This window comes from Marinobacter sp. ES-1 (assembly GCF_000475255.1).
Taxonomy (GTDB): Bacteria; Pseudomonadota; Gammaproteobacteria; order Pseudomonadales; family Oleiphilaceae; genus Marinobacter; species Marinobacter vinifirmus.
Genome location: NZ_AXBV01000013.1, coordinates 1 through 15,304, shown reverse-complemented (window position 1 = coordinate 15,304; position 15,304 = coordinate 1). Strand labels below are relative to the sequence as shown.

Here is a 15,304-nt window from a genome sequence, read left to right as displayed (position 1 = left end):
ATGATTAAAAGGTTGTTTGATATTGCCGCGGCTGGGGTTGGGCTTCTAGTGCTTGGTCCCGTTTTTGTCGTAGTTGCTTTTTTGATCCGCCGCAAACTCGGGTCCCCCATCTTCTTTCGCCAAACCCGCCCCGGCCTGGACGGAAAGCCGTTCGAGATGGTGAAGTTCCGCACCATGCTGGATGCCACGGACAAACACGGCAACCCCCTGCCGGATGACCATCGCATGACCCCCTTCGGCAGCTTTCTGCGCGCTACCAGCCTGGATGAGTTGCCGGAACTCTGGAATGTGCTCAAGGGCGATATGAGCCTGGTAGGCCCGAGGCCGCTGTTGATGGAATACCTGCCGCTTTATTCGAAGGAGCAGTACCGCCGCCATGAAGCACGCCCGGGTGTGACCGGCTGGGCCCAGGTGAATGGCCGCAATGCGATTTCCTGGGAAGATAAGTTCAAACTGGATGTCTGGTATGTCGATAACCAATCTTTCTGGTTGGATTTGAAGATACTGTTCCTAACGGTAAAGAAAGTGCTGGTTCGAGATGGCATCAGTGGTGAAGGTGAAGTGACGATGTCAAAGTTTACCGGAACAAAAGACTGATGCGGTTAGCGATTCTTGGCGCCAGTGGTCACGGCAAGGTGGTGGCGGATGCCGCCAGTTTGAGTGGTTGGGTGGAGATTGTTTTTTTTGATGATGCCTGGCCTGCCGTTGCCAAGAACGGTCCTTGGGAGGTTGTTGGCAGAAGCCCGGATTTGTTGGCCAAGGCTGCTGAGTTTGACGGCGCGGTTGTTGCGATCGGTAATAATGGTATTCGCATGGCCAGGCAGCAGGAGTTGGTGTCTGCCGGGCTGAAGTTGATCTCCGTGATTCACCCTTCTGCGATTGTCAGCCCACATGCCTCGGTGGGTGCCGGAAGCGTTGTGTTTGCCAATGCGGTTATTAATGCCTGCGCCAATCTGGGCGCCGGCTGTATTGTAAATACTGGCGCAGTAGTAGAGCACGATTGCGAGGTGGGAGACTTTTCCCACCTTAGCCCGAACGCGGTACTTGCTGGTGGAGTTACCGCTGGGCAAAAGGTTTGGGTGGGTGCCGGCGCCATCGTGAAGCAGTTAGTTGTGCTGTGCGATGAGGTTACAGTCGGTATGGGAAGCGCTGTATTGAGAGATGTTCCTGCCGGTAAGACTGTTGTTGGCGTTCCAGCTCGCCCCATTAATTTTCAGGATTGAGTTTTTATGTTGAATACTGCGTTTTCGCCTTGGCCTTCTTTTACTCAGGAAGAGGCGGATGCTGTCTCTGCTGTGCTTTTGTCAAACAAAGTGAACTACTGGACTGGCACCGAAACCCGCGAATTTGAAAAAGAATTTGCCGCGTTCGCTGGTACCGATCATGCGGTAGCGGTTGCCAACGGTACGGTGGCGCTGGACTTGGCTCTGAAGGGGCTGGGCATAGGTGCTGGCGACGAGGTGATTGTTACGTCTCGCACTTTTCTGGCGTCGGCTTCGTGTATTGTGAATGCGGGAGCTACGCCGGTATTCGCGGATGTAGATCGGGATTCCCAGAACATCAAGGATGAAACGGTTCGCCCCTTGGTAACTGAACGAACCCGGGCCATTATTTCAGTGCATTTGGCCGGCTGGCCGTGTGATATGGATAGCCTGAATGCCCTGGCCAGAGAGCACAACCTGTTCGTTATTGAAGATTGTGCCCAGGCCCATGGCGCTACCTATAAAGGCCGGCCGGTAGGTTGTTTGGGAGATGTGGCGGCCTGGTCGTTCTGTCAGGACAAGATCATGACCACGGGTGGGGAAGGTGGCATGGTGACTACCAATAACCGCGAATTGTGGTCCGGCATGTGGTCATTCAAGGACCATGGCAAGAGTTGGGAAGCGGTTTATGAGCGCCAGCACCCGCCGGGGTTCCGTTGGTTGCATGAGAGTATTGGCACCAACTGGCGGATGACGGAGATGCAGGCAGCCATTGGTCGCATTCAGCTGACCAGAATGCCGGACTGGACTCGTGCCAGGCAGGCTAACTGCGATTTAATCTGGGCTGAGGCCTCAAAACATAAGGGCGTGAGGGTGCCTGTTGTGCCTGGCGACATTGGCCATGCTGGTTATAAGTGCTATGTGTTTGTTGAGCCTGCCGGATTGAAGGCAGGGTGGGATCGCGACCGCATTATGGCTGCCATCATTGAACGGGGCGTGCCGTGTTTTTCCGGTTCTTGTTCTGAGGTTTATCTTGAGAAATGTTTTCAGGATTTGTCCCTCGCGCCTGCAGAGCGGTTGCCTGTTGCCCGTGAGTTGGGGGAGACCAGCCTGATGTTTTTGGTACACCCCACGCTGACTGAGGCTGAGATGGCGAAAACAGTGGAAGTACTTTCCGGGGTTATGGCAGAGGCCTCTTGCTGAAACAGGGAGTTGTGGTGAGAAATAAGCTGATCAATCGCATCCTGCATCTATCCCGACCCAAGAAGCGGGCGATTTCCGTTGTAACGGATTTTGTGCTGCTGTCGCTGGCCATTTGGGCGGCGTTTGCCTTGCGATTCGAGAATTCCGGGTGGATACCCTCGGAAAAGCAGCTCTGGGTATCGCTGGCTACCGTAGTGGTGACGGTTGGAGCCTTCATAAAGCTCGGCCTTTATCGGGCCGTGATTCGATACATCAGTGAACATGCTTTTCTGGCGATTCTTGTTGGCGTTGTTTTCTCGAGTATTGCGCTGATTGTTTTGGGGTTCTTGTTCCAGACGTTGGTGCCCCGTTCCGTGCCGGTTATCTATGGGGCTTTCGCCTTCATGCTTGTTGCGGGTACGCGTTTTGGTGTGCGCACAGTCGTTCGGCGCCGTGGTGATCGCTCCAAAGACGGCGTTCTGATTGTGGGTGCGGGGCCGAAGGGAATGCAGTTGGCTTCCGCCCTGGCACAGGGTGTGGAATACCGGCCGCTTGGTTTTGTGTCGATGCTGGAAGCCAACCACAAGTCCATGATCGGCAATTTGCCTGTCTACTCTATGGAGTTCATCGATAAGGCGATTCGGGAGTTGGATGTTTCTCGAGTGTTGCTTGCGATAGAGGACTCTGAGCCGGTTAACCGCAAACAACTCATGCAAACCCTCGAAGGCCTCTCCGTCCCGGTTCAAACCGTACCTTCAATGTCGGAACTGGTTGCTGGCCTGGCCCGAATCAACGACATTCGGGATTTGGAAATCGAAGATCTCCTGGGGCGGGACCCGGTTCGGCCGGATGCGGCCATGGTGTCCCAAAGCCTGTTCGGCAAGGCGGTGCTGGTGACCGGTGCCGGTGGCTCCATTGGTTCCGAGTTGTGTCGGCAGATTCTGCGTCACAAGCCGTCGAAGTTAGTGCTGCTCGAGCAGTCCGAGTTTTCGTTGTATGCCATCGAGCGCGAGTTGCAGTCGATCAACCAGATCGAGGCGCTGGGTGTGTCTTTGCATGCGGTGCTGGGCAGCGTAACTCATCGTCGCCGCTGCGAGGCGGTGATGCGGGCTTTTGGTATTCAGACGGTTTACCACGCGGCGGCCTACAAGCATGTGCCTCTGGTTGAACACAATGTGATTGAGGGTGTGCAGAACAATGTGTTCGGTACCTTCCATACGGCTGAGGCGGCGATTGCTACGGGCGTTGAGCGCTTTGTTCTGATTTCTACCGATAAGGCGGTTCGCCCGACCAATGTGATGGGGGCATCCAAACGCATGGCGGAGCTGGTGCTTCAGGGCCTGGCCCAGCGGCAGTCCGGCACTGTGTTTTCGATGGTGCGCTTTGGCAATGTGCTGGGGTCTTCTGGCTCGGTTGTACCACTGTTCCGGGACCAGATTCGCGATGGCGGGCCGGTAACGGTGACTCACCAGGATATTATTCGCTACTTCATGACCATCCCCGAAGCCAGTCAGTTGGTGCTGCAGGCCGGCAGTATGGGGAAGGGTGGTGAGGTGTTTGTGCTGGATATGGGTGAACCAGTTAGAATCGCCGACCTTGCCCGCAAGATGATTCACCTGATGGGCCTGGAAGAGAAAACTGAGGATAACCCGGACGGTGATATAGCGATTATCTACACCGGCTTGCGCCCGGGTGAGAAATTGTACGAAGAGCTGCTGATTGGTGATAATCCGCAAGGTACGGCTCATCCTCGGATTATGATGGCGCGGGAGGTTTCTCTGCCGTGGGCGGAGGTGGAAGATTTTCTGAGCAAGTTCGCTCATGCCAGCCAGGCGTTTGATTGTCAGGCGGTTATTGAACTCTTGAAGCAGGCGCGGACTGGCTATGCGCCGAATGGCGAGCTGGCGGACCTGGTTTGGTGTAACGGCGGGCAGGGGGTGAATGAGGCCAGGCCGGATGGCAAGGTGCTGAAGTTTGGGGTTTCGCCGCAGGATGTTTGAGGGCTCCAGCTGAACTGTGTTTGGGTAGGTACCATACCCAGACAAGCCTCTGGCGTTTAGTGTCTGGTAGCGATATGATCATTATGATTGATATGGTTGGAGGCTGCCATGATTACTGAAACCAGCGCAGTGAAATTCCGCCAGAACCTGGGCGAGATGATAAATCAGGTTCAATACCGGCATGATAGTGTCTTGATCAAGAAAGACGGCAAGCCCGTGGCCGCTTTAGTGGATGCTCGTTTGTTCAACCGTATTCGTCGCCTGGAGGCTCGGTTTGATGCGTTGAGCGCCCGCCTTGAGCAAGGGTTTTCCGGGGTTCCTCAGGATGAGGGGCTTCGGGAAATAGAGGATGCTGTTTCCGGCGTCCGGTCGGAAAACCCTTAGGAGTTTTAACCAGGGATGGCTTCTATTCAGGTAGTTCTTGATACCAATGTAATAATTTCAGGTTTGGCATACCCTTCAAGCATTCCCGGAAAAATCATGCAGGCTTGGCGTGGCGGGGCACTGGATGTGGTTCTCTCCGAGTTTATTCTAGGCGAAATTCGCAGGGTACTGCCGCGGCTGGCTCATCGTCATGGCATGACCGAGTCTGAAATTGATGACTTTGTGGATATTCTCAGTTTTCTGGCGGAGTTGGTTGATCCGGAGGCTTTACCCGACGGTGCCGTGAGGGATGAAAACGATACGCCGGTTTTGGGCACGCTTCTGGCAGGAATGAAGCTCCATGGCGTGGATTACCTCGTAACGGGCGATAAAGACCTGCTTGTCTTGGCTGATGAGTTCCCGGTGATAACGCCGGCAGACTTTTGGGCCAAGCATGGTGGATTATAGTACCAGGCAACAAGGAATGTTGAGATGATTGAGATTTTGCACCATGGTGCGGTGAATGGGGTGACTGGCTCTTGCCATGAGCTTCGGCTTTCTATAGCTGATATCGGTGCCATGGGGGTCTGTCCACGTAGGGACAGACCCCTTGTCGACCTTGGGCTGCTCAATTCGCAGGCTACAAAGGGGTCTGACCCTCTGGGGTCAGACCCCACCCTTCTGCCAGCGCCGGACTCCCATCTGGGCATCCTGATAGACTGCGGCCTGTTCCAGGGCCAGGAAGACAAGCAGCGCGCCAATGCTGGCGACCTGGCCATCGACTTCTCCATCACCCACATCCGCGCCCTGGTGGTCACCCACGTGCACATAGACCACGTAGGCCGGATTCCCTACCTGCTTGCCGCCGGCTTTGATGGCCCTATCATCTGCTCCGAGCCTTCGGCCATCATGCTGCCGGAAATTCTGGAAGACGCCCTGAAAATTGGCTTCACCCGGGACCGTTCGCTGATCAACCGCGTGCTTGATCTGATCCGCGCCCGCATTGTGCCGGTGCCTTATGGCCAGTGGCATGAGGTGTTTAATGAGGGTGAGTGTTCGCTTTCGGTGCGTTTGCAGCGGGCCGGGCATATTCTTGGGTCGGCGTATGTGGAGTGCGATGCCCGGGCCGGGAATTATGATGAGCGTGTGGTGTTCAGTGGAGACTTGGGTGCGCCGCACTCGCCGCTGCTGCCGGAGCCGGTTTCGCCTGAGCGGGCAGACCGTTTGGTGATTGAAAGCACTTACGGCGATAAAGATCATGAAGACCGGGAAACGCGGCGTTACCGGTTGAAGCAGGTGCTGGAACATGCGCTGGCGGATGGGGGGACGGTGTTGGTGCCGGCGTTCAGTATTGGGCGGACGCAGGAGTTGTTGTACGAGATTGAAGGGCTGATCGCTGAGTTTGGTGATGAGCCTGTTGCTGAGCTTGGTGCCAGCGGGGTCAGTCCACGTGGGGACAGACCCCAGTCAGACAATAAGCAGAATTCGCAGGCTACAAAGGGGTCTGACCCTTTGGGGTCAGACCCCACCCTTCTGCCTGAGCCCATCTCCGGTAAACCTCTCACCTGGGACCAACTAGAGATAGTTGTAGATTCCCCCCTGGCCGCCGAGTTCACCAAAATCTACCGGGACCTCAAACCCTTCTGGGACGCCGAGGCCCGCGCCCTGGTGAAAGCCGGCCGCCACCCGCTTTCCTTCGAACAGCTCACTGTGATCAACTCCCACGAAGACCACCTGAATGCCGTAGAATACCTGGCCAAATCCCACCGCCCCTGCGTGGTGCTGGCCGGTTCCGGCATGTGCGCCGGGGGCCGGGTGGTGAATTACCTGAAAGCTATGCTGGGCGATGCCCGTAACGACGTGCTGTTCGTCGGATATCAGGCTGCCGGAACGCCGGGCCGTGATATTCTCACCTATGGCCCTAGAGGTGGTTGGGTAGAACTTGATGGCGAACGCTATGATATCCGCGCCCAGGTTCACCAGGTCGGCGGCTATTCCGCCCACGCGGGGCAGAGTGATTTACTGCGCTTCGTGGAAGGCATCCCCGACGCGCCCAAACAGATTCGTGTAGTGCACGGCGATGACGACGCTAAGCGGGCACTGCAAGCAAAGCTGAAACAAATGGTACCCGGCACCGAAGTCCTGGTACCCCATTAATTTTAATTCGGGGTCAGACCCCCGGTACATTTGGCATGATGAAATGTATCCGGGGTCTGACCCCCAAACGCAGTTTGGAGGATGGATGAAGAAGATTGCGGTTGTTGGCCTTGGCTATGTGGGGCTGCCGTTGGCGGTGGCGTTTGGCGAGAAGCGTGAGGTGGTGGGCTTCGATATCAATGCTGGCCGTATTGCTGAGCTGAAGGATGGCGTGGATTTCACCCGCGAGGTTTCCCGTGAGGAGCTGGGGGCGGCGAGTAAGTTGTCGTTCACCGACTCTCTGGACGGCATTGCCGATTGCCAGATTTACATCGTGACGGTGCCGACTCCGATTGACGAGTTCAAAACCCCGGACCTGACGCCGCTGGTGAAGGCCAGTGAGAGCGTAGGCAAGGTGCTGAAGGCCGGCGATATCGTGATTTACGAATCTACGGTGTATCCGGGCGCGACCGAAGAGGTGTGTGTGCCGGTGCTGGAGAAGGTTTCCGGCCTGACGTTCAATAAGGATTTTTTTGCCGGCTACAGCCCGGAGCGGATCAACCCGGGCGACAAGGAGCACCGGGTGACCACCATTATGAAGGTAACATCCGGCTCTACTCCGGAGATTGCGGACGAGGTGGATGCGTTGTATGCAGGCATTATCACTGCCGGCACCCACAAGGCCAGTTCCATCAAGGTGGCGGAAGCGGCGAAGGTGATCGAGAACACCCAGCGCGATCTGAACATCGCCCTGATGAACGAGCTGTCGATGATCTTTGCGCGGCTGGGGATTGATACCCACGAAGTGCTGGCGGCTGCGGGCACCAAGTGGAACTTCCTGCCGTTCAAGCCCGGTTTGGTGGGCGGCCATTGCATTGGTGTAGACCCGTATTACCTGACCCATAAAGCCGAGGCGATTGGTTATCACCCGGATATTATCCTGGCTGGCCGCCGAGTGAATGACAATATGGGCCCCTATGCTGCCGCGCAATTGGTGAAGATTATGATTAAGCGCGGCCTGACGATTGCCAATTCCCGCGTACTGGTAATGGGCCTGACCTTCAAGGAAAACTGCCCGGATTTGCGTAATACCCGGGTAATTGATGTGGTTGAAGAGTTGCGCGATTTCGGTTGCTCCGTCGATGTAACCGACTGCTGGGCTGATAATGCCGAAGCCGAACACGAATATGGCATCACCCTGGTAGATAACCCGGAGAAAGGCAGATACGACGCTGTATTCCTGGCCGTTCCCCACAACGAATACGCCGCCATGAGCGCTGAAGAGCTGCGCAGCTACACCGGCGACAACGGCGTGCTGTGTGATCTCAAAGGCGTGTTGCCGCTGGGGCAGGCGGATTTCAGGCTTTAACGCCAAACTAATCTCCCGACAAGCGTCTCCCCTGGAACGGGGTCAGACCCCCGGTACATTTCATGATGCAAAATGTACCGGGGGTCTGACCCCGTTTTTTTGTTTTTGTGAATATACGCTACACTCAATTACCGGAAGATAAATTGAGGATTATATTCACGTGAATATCACCGAGTTGTCCGTTCTCATCCGAACCGAGCGCAAGCGCGCCGGGCTTTCGATGCAGTCTCTGGCGGAGCTGGCGGGGGTTGATCGTACTACGTTATCCCGGCTGGAGAATCAGCGGTTGCCGGAGCTGGGCTATGCGAAACTGGAGCGTATCCTGGCGGTGCTGGGGCTGGAGTTTGCGGTAAGGCCTGCCGGTGCGTTGCCTACGCTGAATGATCTGAAGCGGGATAGAGGGCAGGGCGACGTATGAGTAGCTTGCATCGGGCTGTTGTGGAGGTTTCCGGAGAGGTTGTAGGCGATCTGGCGGCGCCGGGCCGGCCGGAGCCTGCTGTTTTTATGTATGGGGCGGAAGTGCCGGAGAGCTCGGCGGTGTCTGTGACCATGCCGGTGGCGGGGCAGGTGTATTCCTATGATGGCTTGCATCCGGTGTTTGCCCAGAATCTGCCGGAAGGTTATCTGGGCGATATCATTCGCAAGCATGTGGCCAAGCTTTATGGCTCGGGTGATCTGACCGTTCTGGCCGCCTTGGGGCGGCACCAGGTTGGGCGCGTGGTGGTTTCTGACCCTGGCGCAGAAGCGGGTAGTGAATTCGCCGATGGGGAGTCTTTGTCGTCGCTCTTGAGTGCGGATAATGCCGGGCTATTTGAGGAGCTTCTGGATAAGTACGCCCTTCGATCCGGAGTGTCCGGCGTGCAGCCAAAGGTGCTTGTGCCCGGCACGATCAGCGAGAAAACCACACTTCGAACCCGCGGTTATATTGTAAAGACCTGGGGCGACGATTATCCCCAGTTGGCGGCTAATGAATATTTCTGCATGACAGTGGCCAAAGCCTGCGGTTTACCGGTTCCGGATTTTTATTTGTCGGATAACGGGCGTTTGTTTGTTATGACCCGCTTTGACCGCGATGATTCGGGCAATTGGCTGGGTTTTGAAGATGCCTGTGTGTTGCAGGGCCTTTTGCCTGCAGACAAGTATTCTGGCAGTTATGAAAAACTGACCAAAACCATGAGGGCGTATCTTTCTCCTGAATATCGGGTTCGGGATTTGCGGTGGTTGTTTCTTTCTGTGGCGGTGTCGTGGGCGGTTCGCAATGGTGATGCTCATTTGAAGAACTTTGGCTTGCTGTATGAGAGTCCCTTTGCGAAAAGGTGGCTTGCGCCGGTGTACGACATTGTTTCAACCACACCTTATCTGAGCGGGGATGTTCCTGCGCTGACTCTTCAGGGCCGGAAGGTTTGGTGGCCGGTTGATTATCTCGTGCAGTTTGGCCGACTGTCTTGTGGTATGTCTGCGTTGCAGGTTTACAAAGATCTTGAGTTGCTGGCCAGTAAGTTAGAGTTAGTGGCGCAGGATATCGAGCATTATTGCAAGGCCAATCCGGAGTTTTGTGAAGTGGGCGGTGTAATGGTTAATACTTATCAGGCAAGTGCGCAAGAGATCATGAAGAGTCTTTAAACAAATAACTTTGCCATACCCCTATTTGTTTATTATTATTCCGCCCGACACATGGTCTTTATGATCTTTGTTTAAAACCCCACAGATAATAGGTTTTAATTTCATGGCAAAAATTAACGATTATTACCAGAAGAAACAGCTGATGGAAAAGCTGGCTGCAGAGCTGGAGAAGCTGGAAAAAGATCAGGCTTTGAAATCCGAGCTGGAGTTTGAAAACAAGGTTCGTGATTTGATGAAGCAGTTCGACAAGTCTCCGAAAGACGTGCTGCAGATTCTGGCTGCGATTGATCCCACCATTGCTGGCGGCAAGGTTGAAGCGCCTGCTGGCACCCGTGCCAAGCGCCCCCTGAAAACCTACAAGAACCCGCACACCGGTGAAGTGGTTAAAACCCGTGGCGGCAACCACAAGACTCTGAACGAGTGGCGTGACAAGTACGGTAAGGAAGCGGTTCAGAGCTGGCAGGAAGCCTGATTTCAGAGTGAGTGTGAACGGCATCATGGAAGGTGTAAGTTAACCTTCGGGTAATGAGTGGATGTGATGCTGTTCACTCTTTGATTGGCTTTGTCTGAGTATAGTGAGGATTGAGGTTCGCCAGAAACAGTTTGTTACACAGAATAAAGCGAACCCCGTGCCAGCACCGGAAAAACATAATAAACGGGCGGCATAGCGAGCTGGGCGTTGAAATCGGCTCACTAAAACAATTCAGAGACACGAACTATGACAAAGTTAGCGTATGGATGCGCTGCCCTTGCCACGCTCCTGCTGGGTATTTCGCCCGTTGCTCAGGCGGAGCTTGAACCTATTTCTGATAACAGAATGGGGGAGGTTACCGGGCAGGCCTTTATGAACATCGAAAATATTCCCGGCAATGGGGTGGATTACACCCGAATGACGCTGGGTATTGATGTTGAAACCCGCGTTAATATTGACGACATTCAGGTCGGCCAGATTGATGGCGGCACTGACTTTTCCGCACAGCACCTCGCACTAGGCCATATCGCCCGCAACGACGGCGAAACCTTCAATGGCGTTACCTATAACAAAGGCGAAGCTATTCCTTTTGAAGCCCGTAAGCCCTATATCGAACTGGCCGAAGATTCTGCCGGGCTGAAGGGGTTCCGGATGGGGTTTGCGGAGGCTCGTGGGTCGGTTTCTTCTCATACTGCGAGTTTTAGTGGCAATATTACCGGGCTGAAGATTCGTGACGATGAATTTGACAACAGTGTATATGACGCGACTCTTTATGCAGGAGCCGGGCTGGCTGAGACGAGTAACCGGGCAACGCATGTGGGTTTAAAACTGCCGGGTGTCGATACTACTTGTAACGAAGGTGCTGGCTGCGCGCCCCTCACAAACCTGCGTTCAGTGACCGTCGGTGAAGACAGTGGTATTGAGGGTGTGAGTGGCTTTACCGATGGGTTCTTTATCGGTTTCCAGCGTGACGGCATGGATTGGCAGAGTCTGGATGGTGCCAATACCATCAATGCTGGAAAAGGCGTGTTCATCAACTTACCGGTTAATATGACGGTAGATATGAGCCAGCTGACTGGTGATGGCGTAGACCGCTTTCGCACACACCAGGTGGATTTGGGCAACAATCTTTTCTGACAACTCACATAAGTGGCAAGGATGCCAACATTACTTCTCCTGAATGGATTCAAATTCTTCTTCTACGCCAATGATCATCCTCCTGCCCACGTGCATGTGCTTAAAGGCGAGCGATGGGCTAAGATTGAAGTGGTTTCTTTGGCCGTCAAATACAGCACGCTGAAGAATCAGGAATTGAAAGAGTGTCTTTCGATTGTAGAGAGCCATCAGTCTGAGTTTCTGGAGAAATGGAATGCCTGGTTTCAAAGGTAAATCCGTTCACATCGATGATCGCCACCTGCACGTCGAGCTTGAGGACGGGCGGGTAATTTCTACGCCTGTGCATTGGTATCCGGAGTTAGAAAAGGCGTCTATCTCAGAAATTCGCCAGTACCGGTTTATTTGCGACGGCACGGGCATTGAGTGGCAAGCGCTGGATTACCATTTGAGTATTGAGGCGATGTTGTCTGGCAATGCCCGGCAAACTGCTGCGTGATTTTGCTACACTCCTGCCTCATCTGATTCATTGATTCGCAGGAGTCTCCCCCTTGATCCGCTCTTTCTACTGGCACGACTACGAAACCTTCGGCGTAGACCCGGTGCACGACCGCCCCTCCCAGTTTGCCGGTGTGCGCACGGATGCGGATCTGAACATCATCGAAGACCCGCTGGTGATTTACTGCAAACCCGCGGATGACTACCTGCCTTCTCCCCAGGCCTGCCTGATTACCGGCATCACCCCGCAAAAGGCGCTGCAAGACGGCTATCCGGAAGCGGAGTTCATTGCCCAGATCAACGAGGCGTTCAGCCAGCCCGGCACCTGTGCGGTTGGCTACAACAGCCTGCGTTTTGATGACGAAGTGACCCGCCACACCCTGTACCGCAACCTGCGCGATCCATACGGACGGGAATGGCAGAACGGCAATTCCCGCTGGGACATTATCGATATGGTGCGGCTGACTTACGCCCTGCGCCCGGATGGCATCAACTGGCCAAAGAAAGAAGACGGCAGCCCCAGCTTCCGGTTGGAAGAGCTTACCGTGGCCAACGGCATTGCCCACGATGCGGCCCACGATGCGATGTCTGATGTGTTGGCGACGATTGCCGTGGCCAAGCTGATCAAGGAAAAACAGCCCAAGCTGTTCGACTTTGTGCTGAAGCATAAAGACAAGCATTCCGCCCGCCAGATGCTGGATACCGCAACGCTGAAGCCGGTGTTCCACATTTCTGCCAAGTACCCGGCCACACGCGGTTGCTGCGCGCTGGTGGCGCCGGTGGCGGATCACCCCACCAACAAAAACCAGGTAATTGTCTACGACTTGCGGGAAGACCCGGGCGAGCTGATCAACGCCAGCCCGGAGCAGATCCGTGAGCGGGTGTTTACTTCACAGGCGGAGCTGGGGGAGGGCGTTAGCCGGTTCCCGCTCAAAGGGGTGCAGGTTAATAAATGCCCGGTGCTGGCGCCGGCCAATATGCTGTCCACCTTATCCAAGGAACGGCTGGCGGAGCTGGAGCTGGACGGCGACGTACTGCGCACCAACCTGGCCAAACTTCGCAACGCCCCGGACCTTCCCGCCCGCATTGCCCAGGCCTTCGACCACCAGTTCGACGGCAGCGACCTGACCGACCCGGACGAGCAGCTCTACGCCGGTGGCTTTATCAGCAATACCGATCGGGAGAAGCTGAACTGGCTGATCTCCGAACCGGTGGAGACATTGGGTGAACAGGAAGTCCGCTTTGAAGACGAACGGCTTCCGGAAATGCTGTTCCGCTACCGGGCCCGCAACTACCCGGCCACCCTGGATGGCGCGGAAATGGAACGCTGGGAGCAGTTCCGAAGCCAACGGCTGATGAGCCCCAAAAAGGGCTGGCGCTCGCTGGAGGCCTATGGGTTGGAGTTGCAGAAACTGGCGGCCGATCCGGAGCTTTCGGACCGGAACAGGCAGATTCTGGAAGACCTGCATCTTTATGGCGAATCGATCATCCCTTATATGTAAGGACTTTCTTGGCCACGGAATCCACGGAAGGACACGGAAAAAGCAAAGACTAAAGATTTTTTTGCCACTAAAACCACGAAAGGACACGAAAGGATTAAAGCATTTTAGGCCACGGACGCTCACGGACAAAGAAAAAAGCGCTTTTGGGGTTTTCGTCCGTGTGGGTCCGTGAGTGTCCGTGGCTAAAAAGTCAGTTTTCCTGTTCTCTATTTTTTCGCGTTCTTTCGTGGATTTAGTGGCAAATCATTATTTTTTCCGTGTCCTTCCGTGGATTCCGTGGCAAAAAATGGTCTTTAGCATTTCTTTCCGTAGCCCTCGGTCGAATAGCCATTCCCCCGGCCATCCCGTACAATATGGCGCTTCTATTTAATACATCCATTCTGTTCAGTCTGGAGCAAAGCATGTCTGATATTAAAAAGGTGGTGCTGGCCTATTCCGGTGGCCTGGATACTTCCGTTATTGTTCGGTGGTTGCAAGACACCTACGGCTGCGAGGTGGTGACTTTCACCGCCGACATCGGCCAGGGCGAGGAAGTTGAGCCGGCGCGTGCCAAGGCGGAAGCGCTGGGCGTTAAGGAAATCTACATCGAGGATTTGCGCGAAGAGTTTGTGCGCGACTACGTGTTCCCGATGTTCCGCGCCAACACCATCTACGAGGGCGAGTACCTGCTGGGTACCTCCATTGCCCGCCCGCTGATTGCCAAGCGTCTGATCGATATTGCCAATGAAACCGGCGCCGATGCGATTTCCCACGGTGCGACCGGTAAGGGTAACGACCAGGTGCGTTTCGAACTGGGCGCCTATGCGCTGAAGCCAGGTGTGAAGGTGATTGCTCCCTGGCGTGAGTGGGATCTGAACTCCCGCGAGAAGCTGTTGAAGTACTGCGAAGAGCGCAACATTCCGGTGGAAATGAAGAAGGGCAAGAGCCCGTACTCCATGGACGCCAACCTGCTGCACATTTCCTACGAAGGCATGAACCTGGAAGATCCCTGGGCGGAAGCCGAGGAAGACATGTGGCGCTGGAGTGTGTCTCCGGAGGCCGCTCCCGAGAAGCCGACTTACGTTGAGCTGACCTACAGGAAGGGCGACATTGTTGCCGTTGATGGTCAGGAAATGAAGCCGCACGTGGTTCTGGAAACCCTGAACAAGCTGGCCGGCGAGAACGGTATCGGTCGCCTGGACATCGTTGAGAACCGCTACGTGGGCATGAAGTCCCGCGGCTGCTATGAAACACCGGGCGGCACCATCATGCTGCGCGCCCACCGCGCCATCGAGTCCATCACCCTGGACCGTGAAGTGGCGCATCTGAAAGATAGCCTGATGCCCCGCTACGCCGAGGTGATCTACAACGGCTACTGGTGGTCCCCGGAGCGTGAAGCCTTGCAGGCGCTGATCGACCAGACTCAGGAATACGTGAACGGTACCGTTCGCCTGAAGCTGTACAAGGGTAACGTAGACGTTGTTGGCCGGAAGTCTGAAGACTCCCTGTTCGACGAGAAGATTGCGACCTTTGAAGAAGACCAGGGTGCGTACGATCAGAAGGATGCGGAAGGCTTTATCAAGCTGAATGCGCTGCGGCTGCGGATTGCGGCTGGTAAGGGGCGTAAGCTCTAAGTAATAAAAAAGCCAGCTCATATGAGCTGGCTTAAAATTATTCGGAAAGAACGAAAGTGCCTGAAAAATTCGTTAATCCTGTGGGAGAGTACCCATACGGCGGCGGAGGTACTGCACGGCTCCTCCGCCATGGGGGGATACTGCTTCATTCCACGATGCTAGATTAAGGCCTTCCGTTCTCTCTGTCTGTTTGTGATCTGTGTCGCAGTGTTACCCAACACACCGTAAAGC

At 55.1% G+C, this 15,304-nt stretch carries 16 protein-coding genes; all 16 read left to right on the top strand.

The window, feature by feature from the left end; all coding sequences use genetic code 11:
• The 16 genes from Q668_RS00650 to Q668_RS00580 all read left to right on the top strand — a co-directional run bounded on the left by Q668_RS00650 (window position 1) and on the right by Q668_RS00580 (window position 15,073).
• Entirely contained in the window at window positions 1-597 is a 597-nt protein-coding gene (locus tag Q668_RS00650; protein ID WP_022987646.1) for a sugar transferase, read from the top strand.
• Window positions 597-1,223: an acetyltransferase gene (locus Q668_RS00645; protein ID WP_022987645.1), complete on the top strand. Its 627-nt coding sequence runs from the start codon at window positions 597-599 to the stop codon at window positions 1,221-1,223. Before Q668_RS00650 ends, Q668_RS00645 begins: the two co-directional genes overlap by 1 nt.
• Before the next feature lie 6 nt (window positions 1,224-1,229).
• Entirely contained in the window at window positions 1,230-2,405 is a 1,176-nt protein-coding gene (locus Q668_RS00640; protein WP_036218727.1) for a DegT/DnrJ/EryC1/StrS family aminotransferase, read from the top strand.
• A gap of 14 nt (window positions 2,406-2,419) precedes the next feature.
• Window positions 2,420-4,384: a polysaccharide biosynthesis protein gene (locus Q668_RS00635; protein WP_022987643.1), complete on the top strand. Its 1,965-nt coding sequence runs from the start codon at window positions 2,420-2,422 to the stop codon at window positions 4,382-4,384.
• A gap of 108 nt (window positions 4,385-4,492) precedes the next feature.
• Complete coding sequence (locus tag Q668_RS00630) at window positions 4,493-4,768, top strand: type II toxin-antitoxin system Phd/YefM family antitoxin (RefSeq protein ID WP_022987642.1); 276 nt, start codon at window positions 4,493-4,495, stop codon at window positions 4,766-4,768.
• Between the two features lie 15 nt (window positions 4,769-4,783).
• Complete coding sequence (locus tag Q668_RS00625) at window positions 4,784-5,215, top strand: putative toxin-antitoxin system toxin component, PIN family (RefSeq protein ID WP_036218724.1); 432 nt, start codon at window positions 4,784-4,786, stop codon at window positions 5,213-5,215.
• 24 nt (window positions 5,216-5,239) lie between these two features.
• A complete protein-coding gene (locus tag Q668_RS00620; protein WP_022987640.1) occupies window positions 5,240-6,904 on the top strand; it encodes an MBL fold metallo-hydrolase RNA specificity domain-containing protein in 1,665 nt (554 codons plus the stop codon).
• 85 nt (window positions 6,905-6,989) lie between these two features.
• Window positions 6,990-8,252, top strand: coding sequence for a Vi polysaccharide biosynthesis UDP-N-acetylglucosamine C-6 dehydrogenase TviB (gene tviB, locus Q668_RS00615; protein ID WP_022987639.1), 1,263 nt, complete (start codon window positions 6,990-6,992; stop codon window positions 8,250-8,252).
• 160 nt (window positions 8,253-8,412) lie between these two features.
• On the top strand, window positions 8,413-8,670 hold the full coding sequence (locus Q668_RS00610; protein ID WP_022987638.1) for a helix-turn-helix domain-containing protein: 258 nt from the start codon (window positions 8,413-8,415) through the stop codon (window positions 8,668-8,670).
• Window positions 8,667-9,875 (top strand): type II toxin-antitoxin system HipA family toxin, encoded by a 1,209-nt coding sequence (locus Q668_RS00605; protein WP_022987637.1) that lies wholly within the window; start codon window positions 8,667-8,669, stop codon window positions 9,873-9,875. The genes Q668_RS00610 and Q668_RS00605 overlap by 4 nt, the downstream gene beginning before the upstream one ends.
• 103 nt (window positions 9,876-9,978) lie before the next feature.
• Entirely contained in the window at window positions 9,979-10,347 is a 369-nt protein-coding gene (locus Q668_RS00600) for a histone-like nucleoid-structuring protein, MvaT/MvaU family (RefSeq protein WP_022987636.1), read from the top strand.
• 246 nt (window positions 10,348-10,593) lie between these two features.
• Window positions 10,594-11,484: a DUF6160 family protein gene (locus Q668_RS00595; RefSeq protein WP_036218721.1), complete on the top strand. Its 891-nt coding sequence runs from the start codon at window positions 10,594-10,596 to the stop codon at window positions 11,482-11,484.
• A gap of 21 nt (window positions 11,485-11,505) precedes the next feature.
• Window positions 11,506-11,736 carry a DUF4160 domain-containing protein gene (locus Q668_RS16670; protein WP_081697521.1) on the top strand — a complete coding sequence of 77 codons (231 nt, stop codon included), beginning with the start codon at window positions 11,506-11,508 and terminating at the stop codon, window positions 11,734-11,736.
• Window positions 11,717-11,959 (top strand): DUF2442 domain-containing protein, encoded by a 243-nt coding sequence (locus tag Q668_RS00590; RefSeq protein ID WP_022987633.1) that lies wholly within the window; start codon window positions 11,717-11,719, stop codon window positions 11,957-11,959. Before Q668_RS16670 ends, Q668_RS00590 begins: the two co-directional genes overlap by 20 nt.
• 52 nt (window positions 11,960-12,011) lie before the next feature.
• The gene (sbcB, locus tag Q668_RS00585) at window positions 12,012-13,460 is read left to right on the top strand and encodes an exodeoxyribonuclease I (protein ID WP_022987632.1); all 1,449 of its coding nucleotides are present in this window, start codon (window positions 12,012-12,014) and stop codon (window positions 13,458-13,460) included.
• A gap of 401 nt (window positions 13,461-13,861) precedes the next feature.
• Window positions 13,862-15,073 (top strand): argininosuccinate synthase, encoded by a 1,212-nt coding sequence (locus Q668_RS00580; RefSeq protein ID WP_022987631.1) that lies wholly within the window; start codon window positions 13,862-13,864, stop codon window positions 15,071-15,073.
• Window positions 15,074-15,304 lie beyond the last annotated feature (231 nt).

Coding starts and splice junctions, on each gene's coding strand:
- Q668_RS00650 (WP_022987646.1), top strand. CDS start 1: ATGATTAAAAGGTTGTTTGATATTGCCGCGGCTGGGGTTGGGCTTCTA.
- Q668_RS00595 (WP_036218721.1), top strand. CDS start 10,594: ATGACAAAGTTAGCGTATGGATGCGCTGCCCTTGCCACGCTCCTGCTG.
- Q668_RS00580 (WP_022987631.1), top strand. CDS start 13,862: ATGTCTGATATTAAAAAGGTGGTGCTGGCCTATTCCGGTGGCCTGGAT.
- Q668_RS16670 (WP_081697521.1), top strand. CDS start 11,506: ATGCCAACATTACTTCTCCTGAATGGATTCAAATTCTTCTTCTACGCC.
- Q668_RS00625 (WP_036218724.1), top strand. CDS start 4,784: ATGGCTTCTATTCAGGTAGTTCTTGATACCAATGTAATAATTTCAGGT.
- Q668_RS00600 (WP_022987636.1), top strand. CDS start 9,979: ATGGCAAAAATTAACGATTATTACCAGAAGAAACAGCTGATGGAAAAG.
- tviB (WP_022987639.1), top strand. CDS start 6,990: ATGAAGAAGATTGCGGTTGTTGGCCTTGGCTATGTGGGGCTGCCGTTG.
- Q668_RS00645 (WP_022987645.1), top strand. CDS start 597: ATGCGGTTAGCGATTCTTGGCGCCAGTGGTCACGGCAAGGTGGTGGCG.
- Q668_RS00640 (WP_036218727.1), top strand. CDS start 1,230: ATGTTGAATACTGCGTTTTCGCCTTGGCCTTCTTTTACTCAGGAAGAG.
- Q668_RS00630 (WP_022987642.1), top strand. CDS start 4,493: ATGATTACTGAAACCAGCGCAGTGAAATTCCGCCAGAACCTGGGCGAG.
- Q668_RS00620 (WP_022987640.1), top strand. CDS start 5,240: ATGATTGAGATTTTGCACCATGGTGCGGTGAATGGGGTGACTGGCTCT.
- Q668_RS00605 (WP_022987637.1), top strand. CDS start 8,667: ATGAGTAGCTTGCATCGGGCTGTTGTGGAGGTTTCCGGAGAGGTTGTA.
- Q668_RS00590 (WP_022987633.1), top strand. CDS start 11,717: ATGCCTGGTTTCAAAGGTAAATCCGTTCACATCGATGATCGCCACCTG.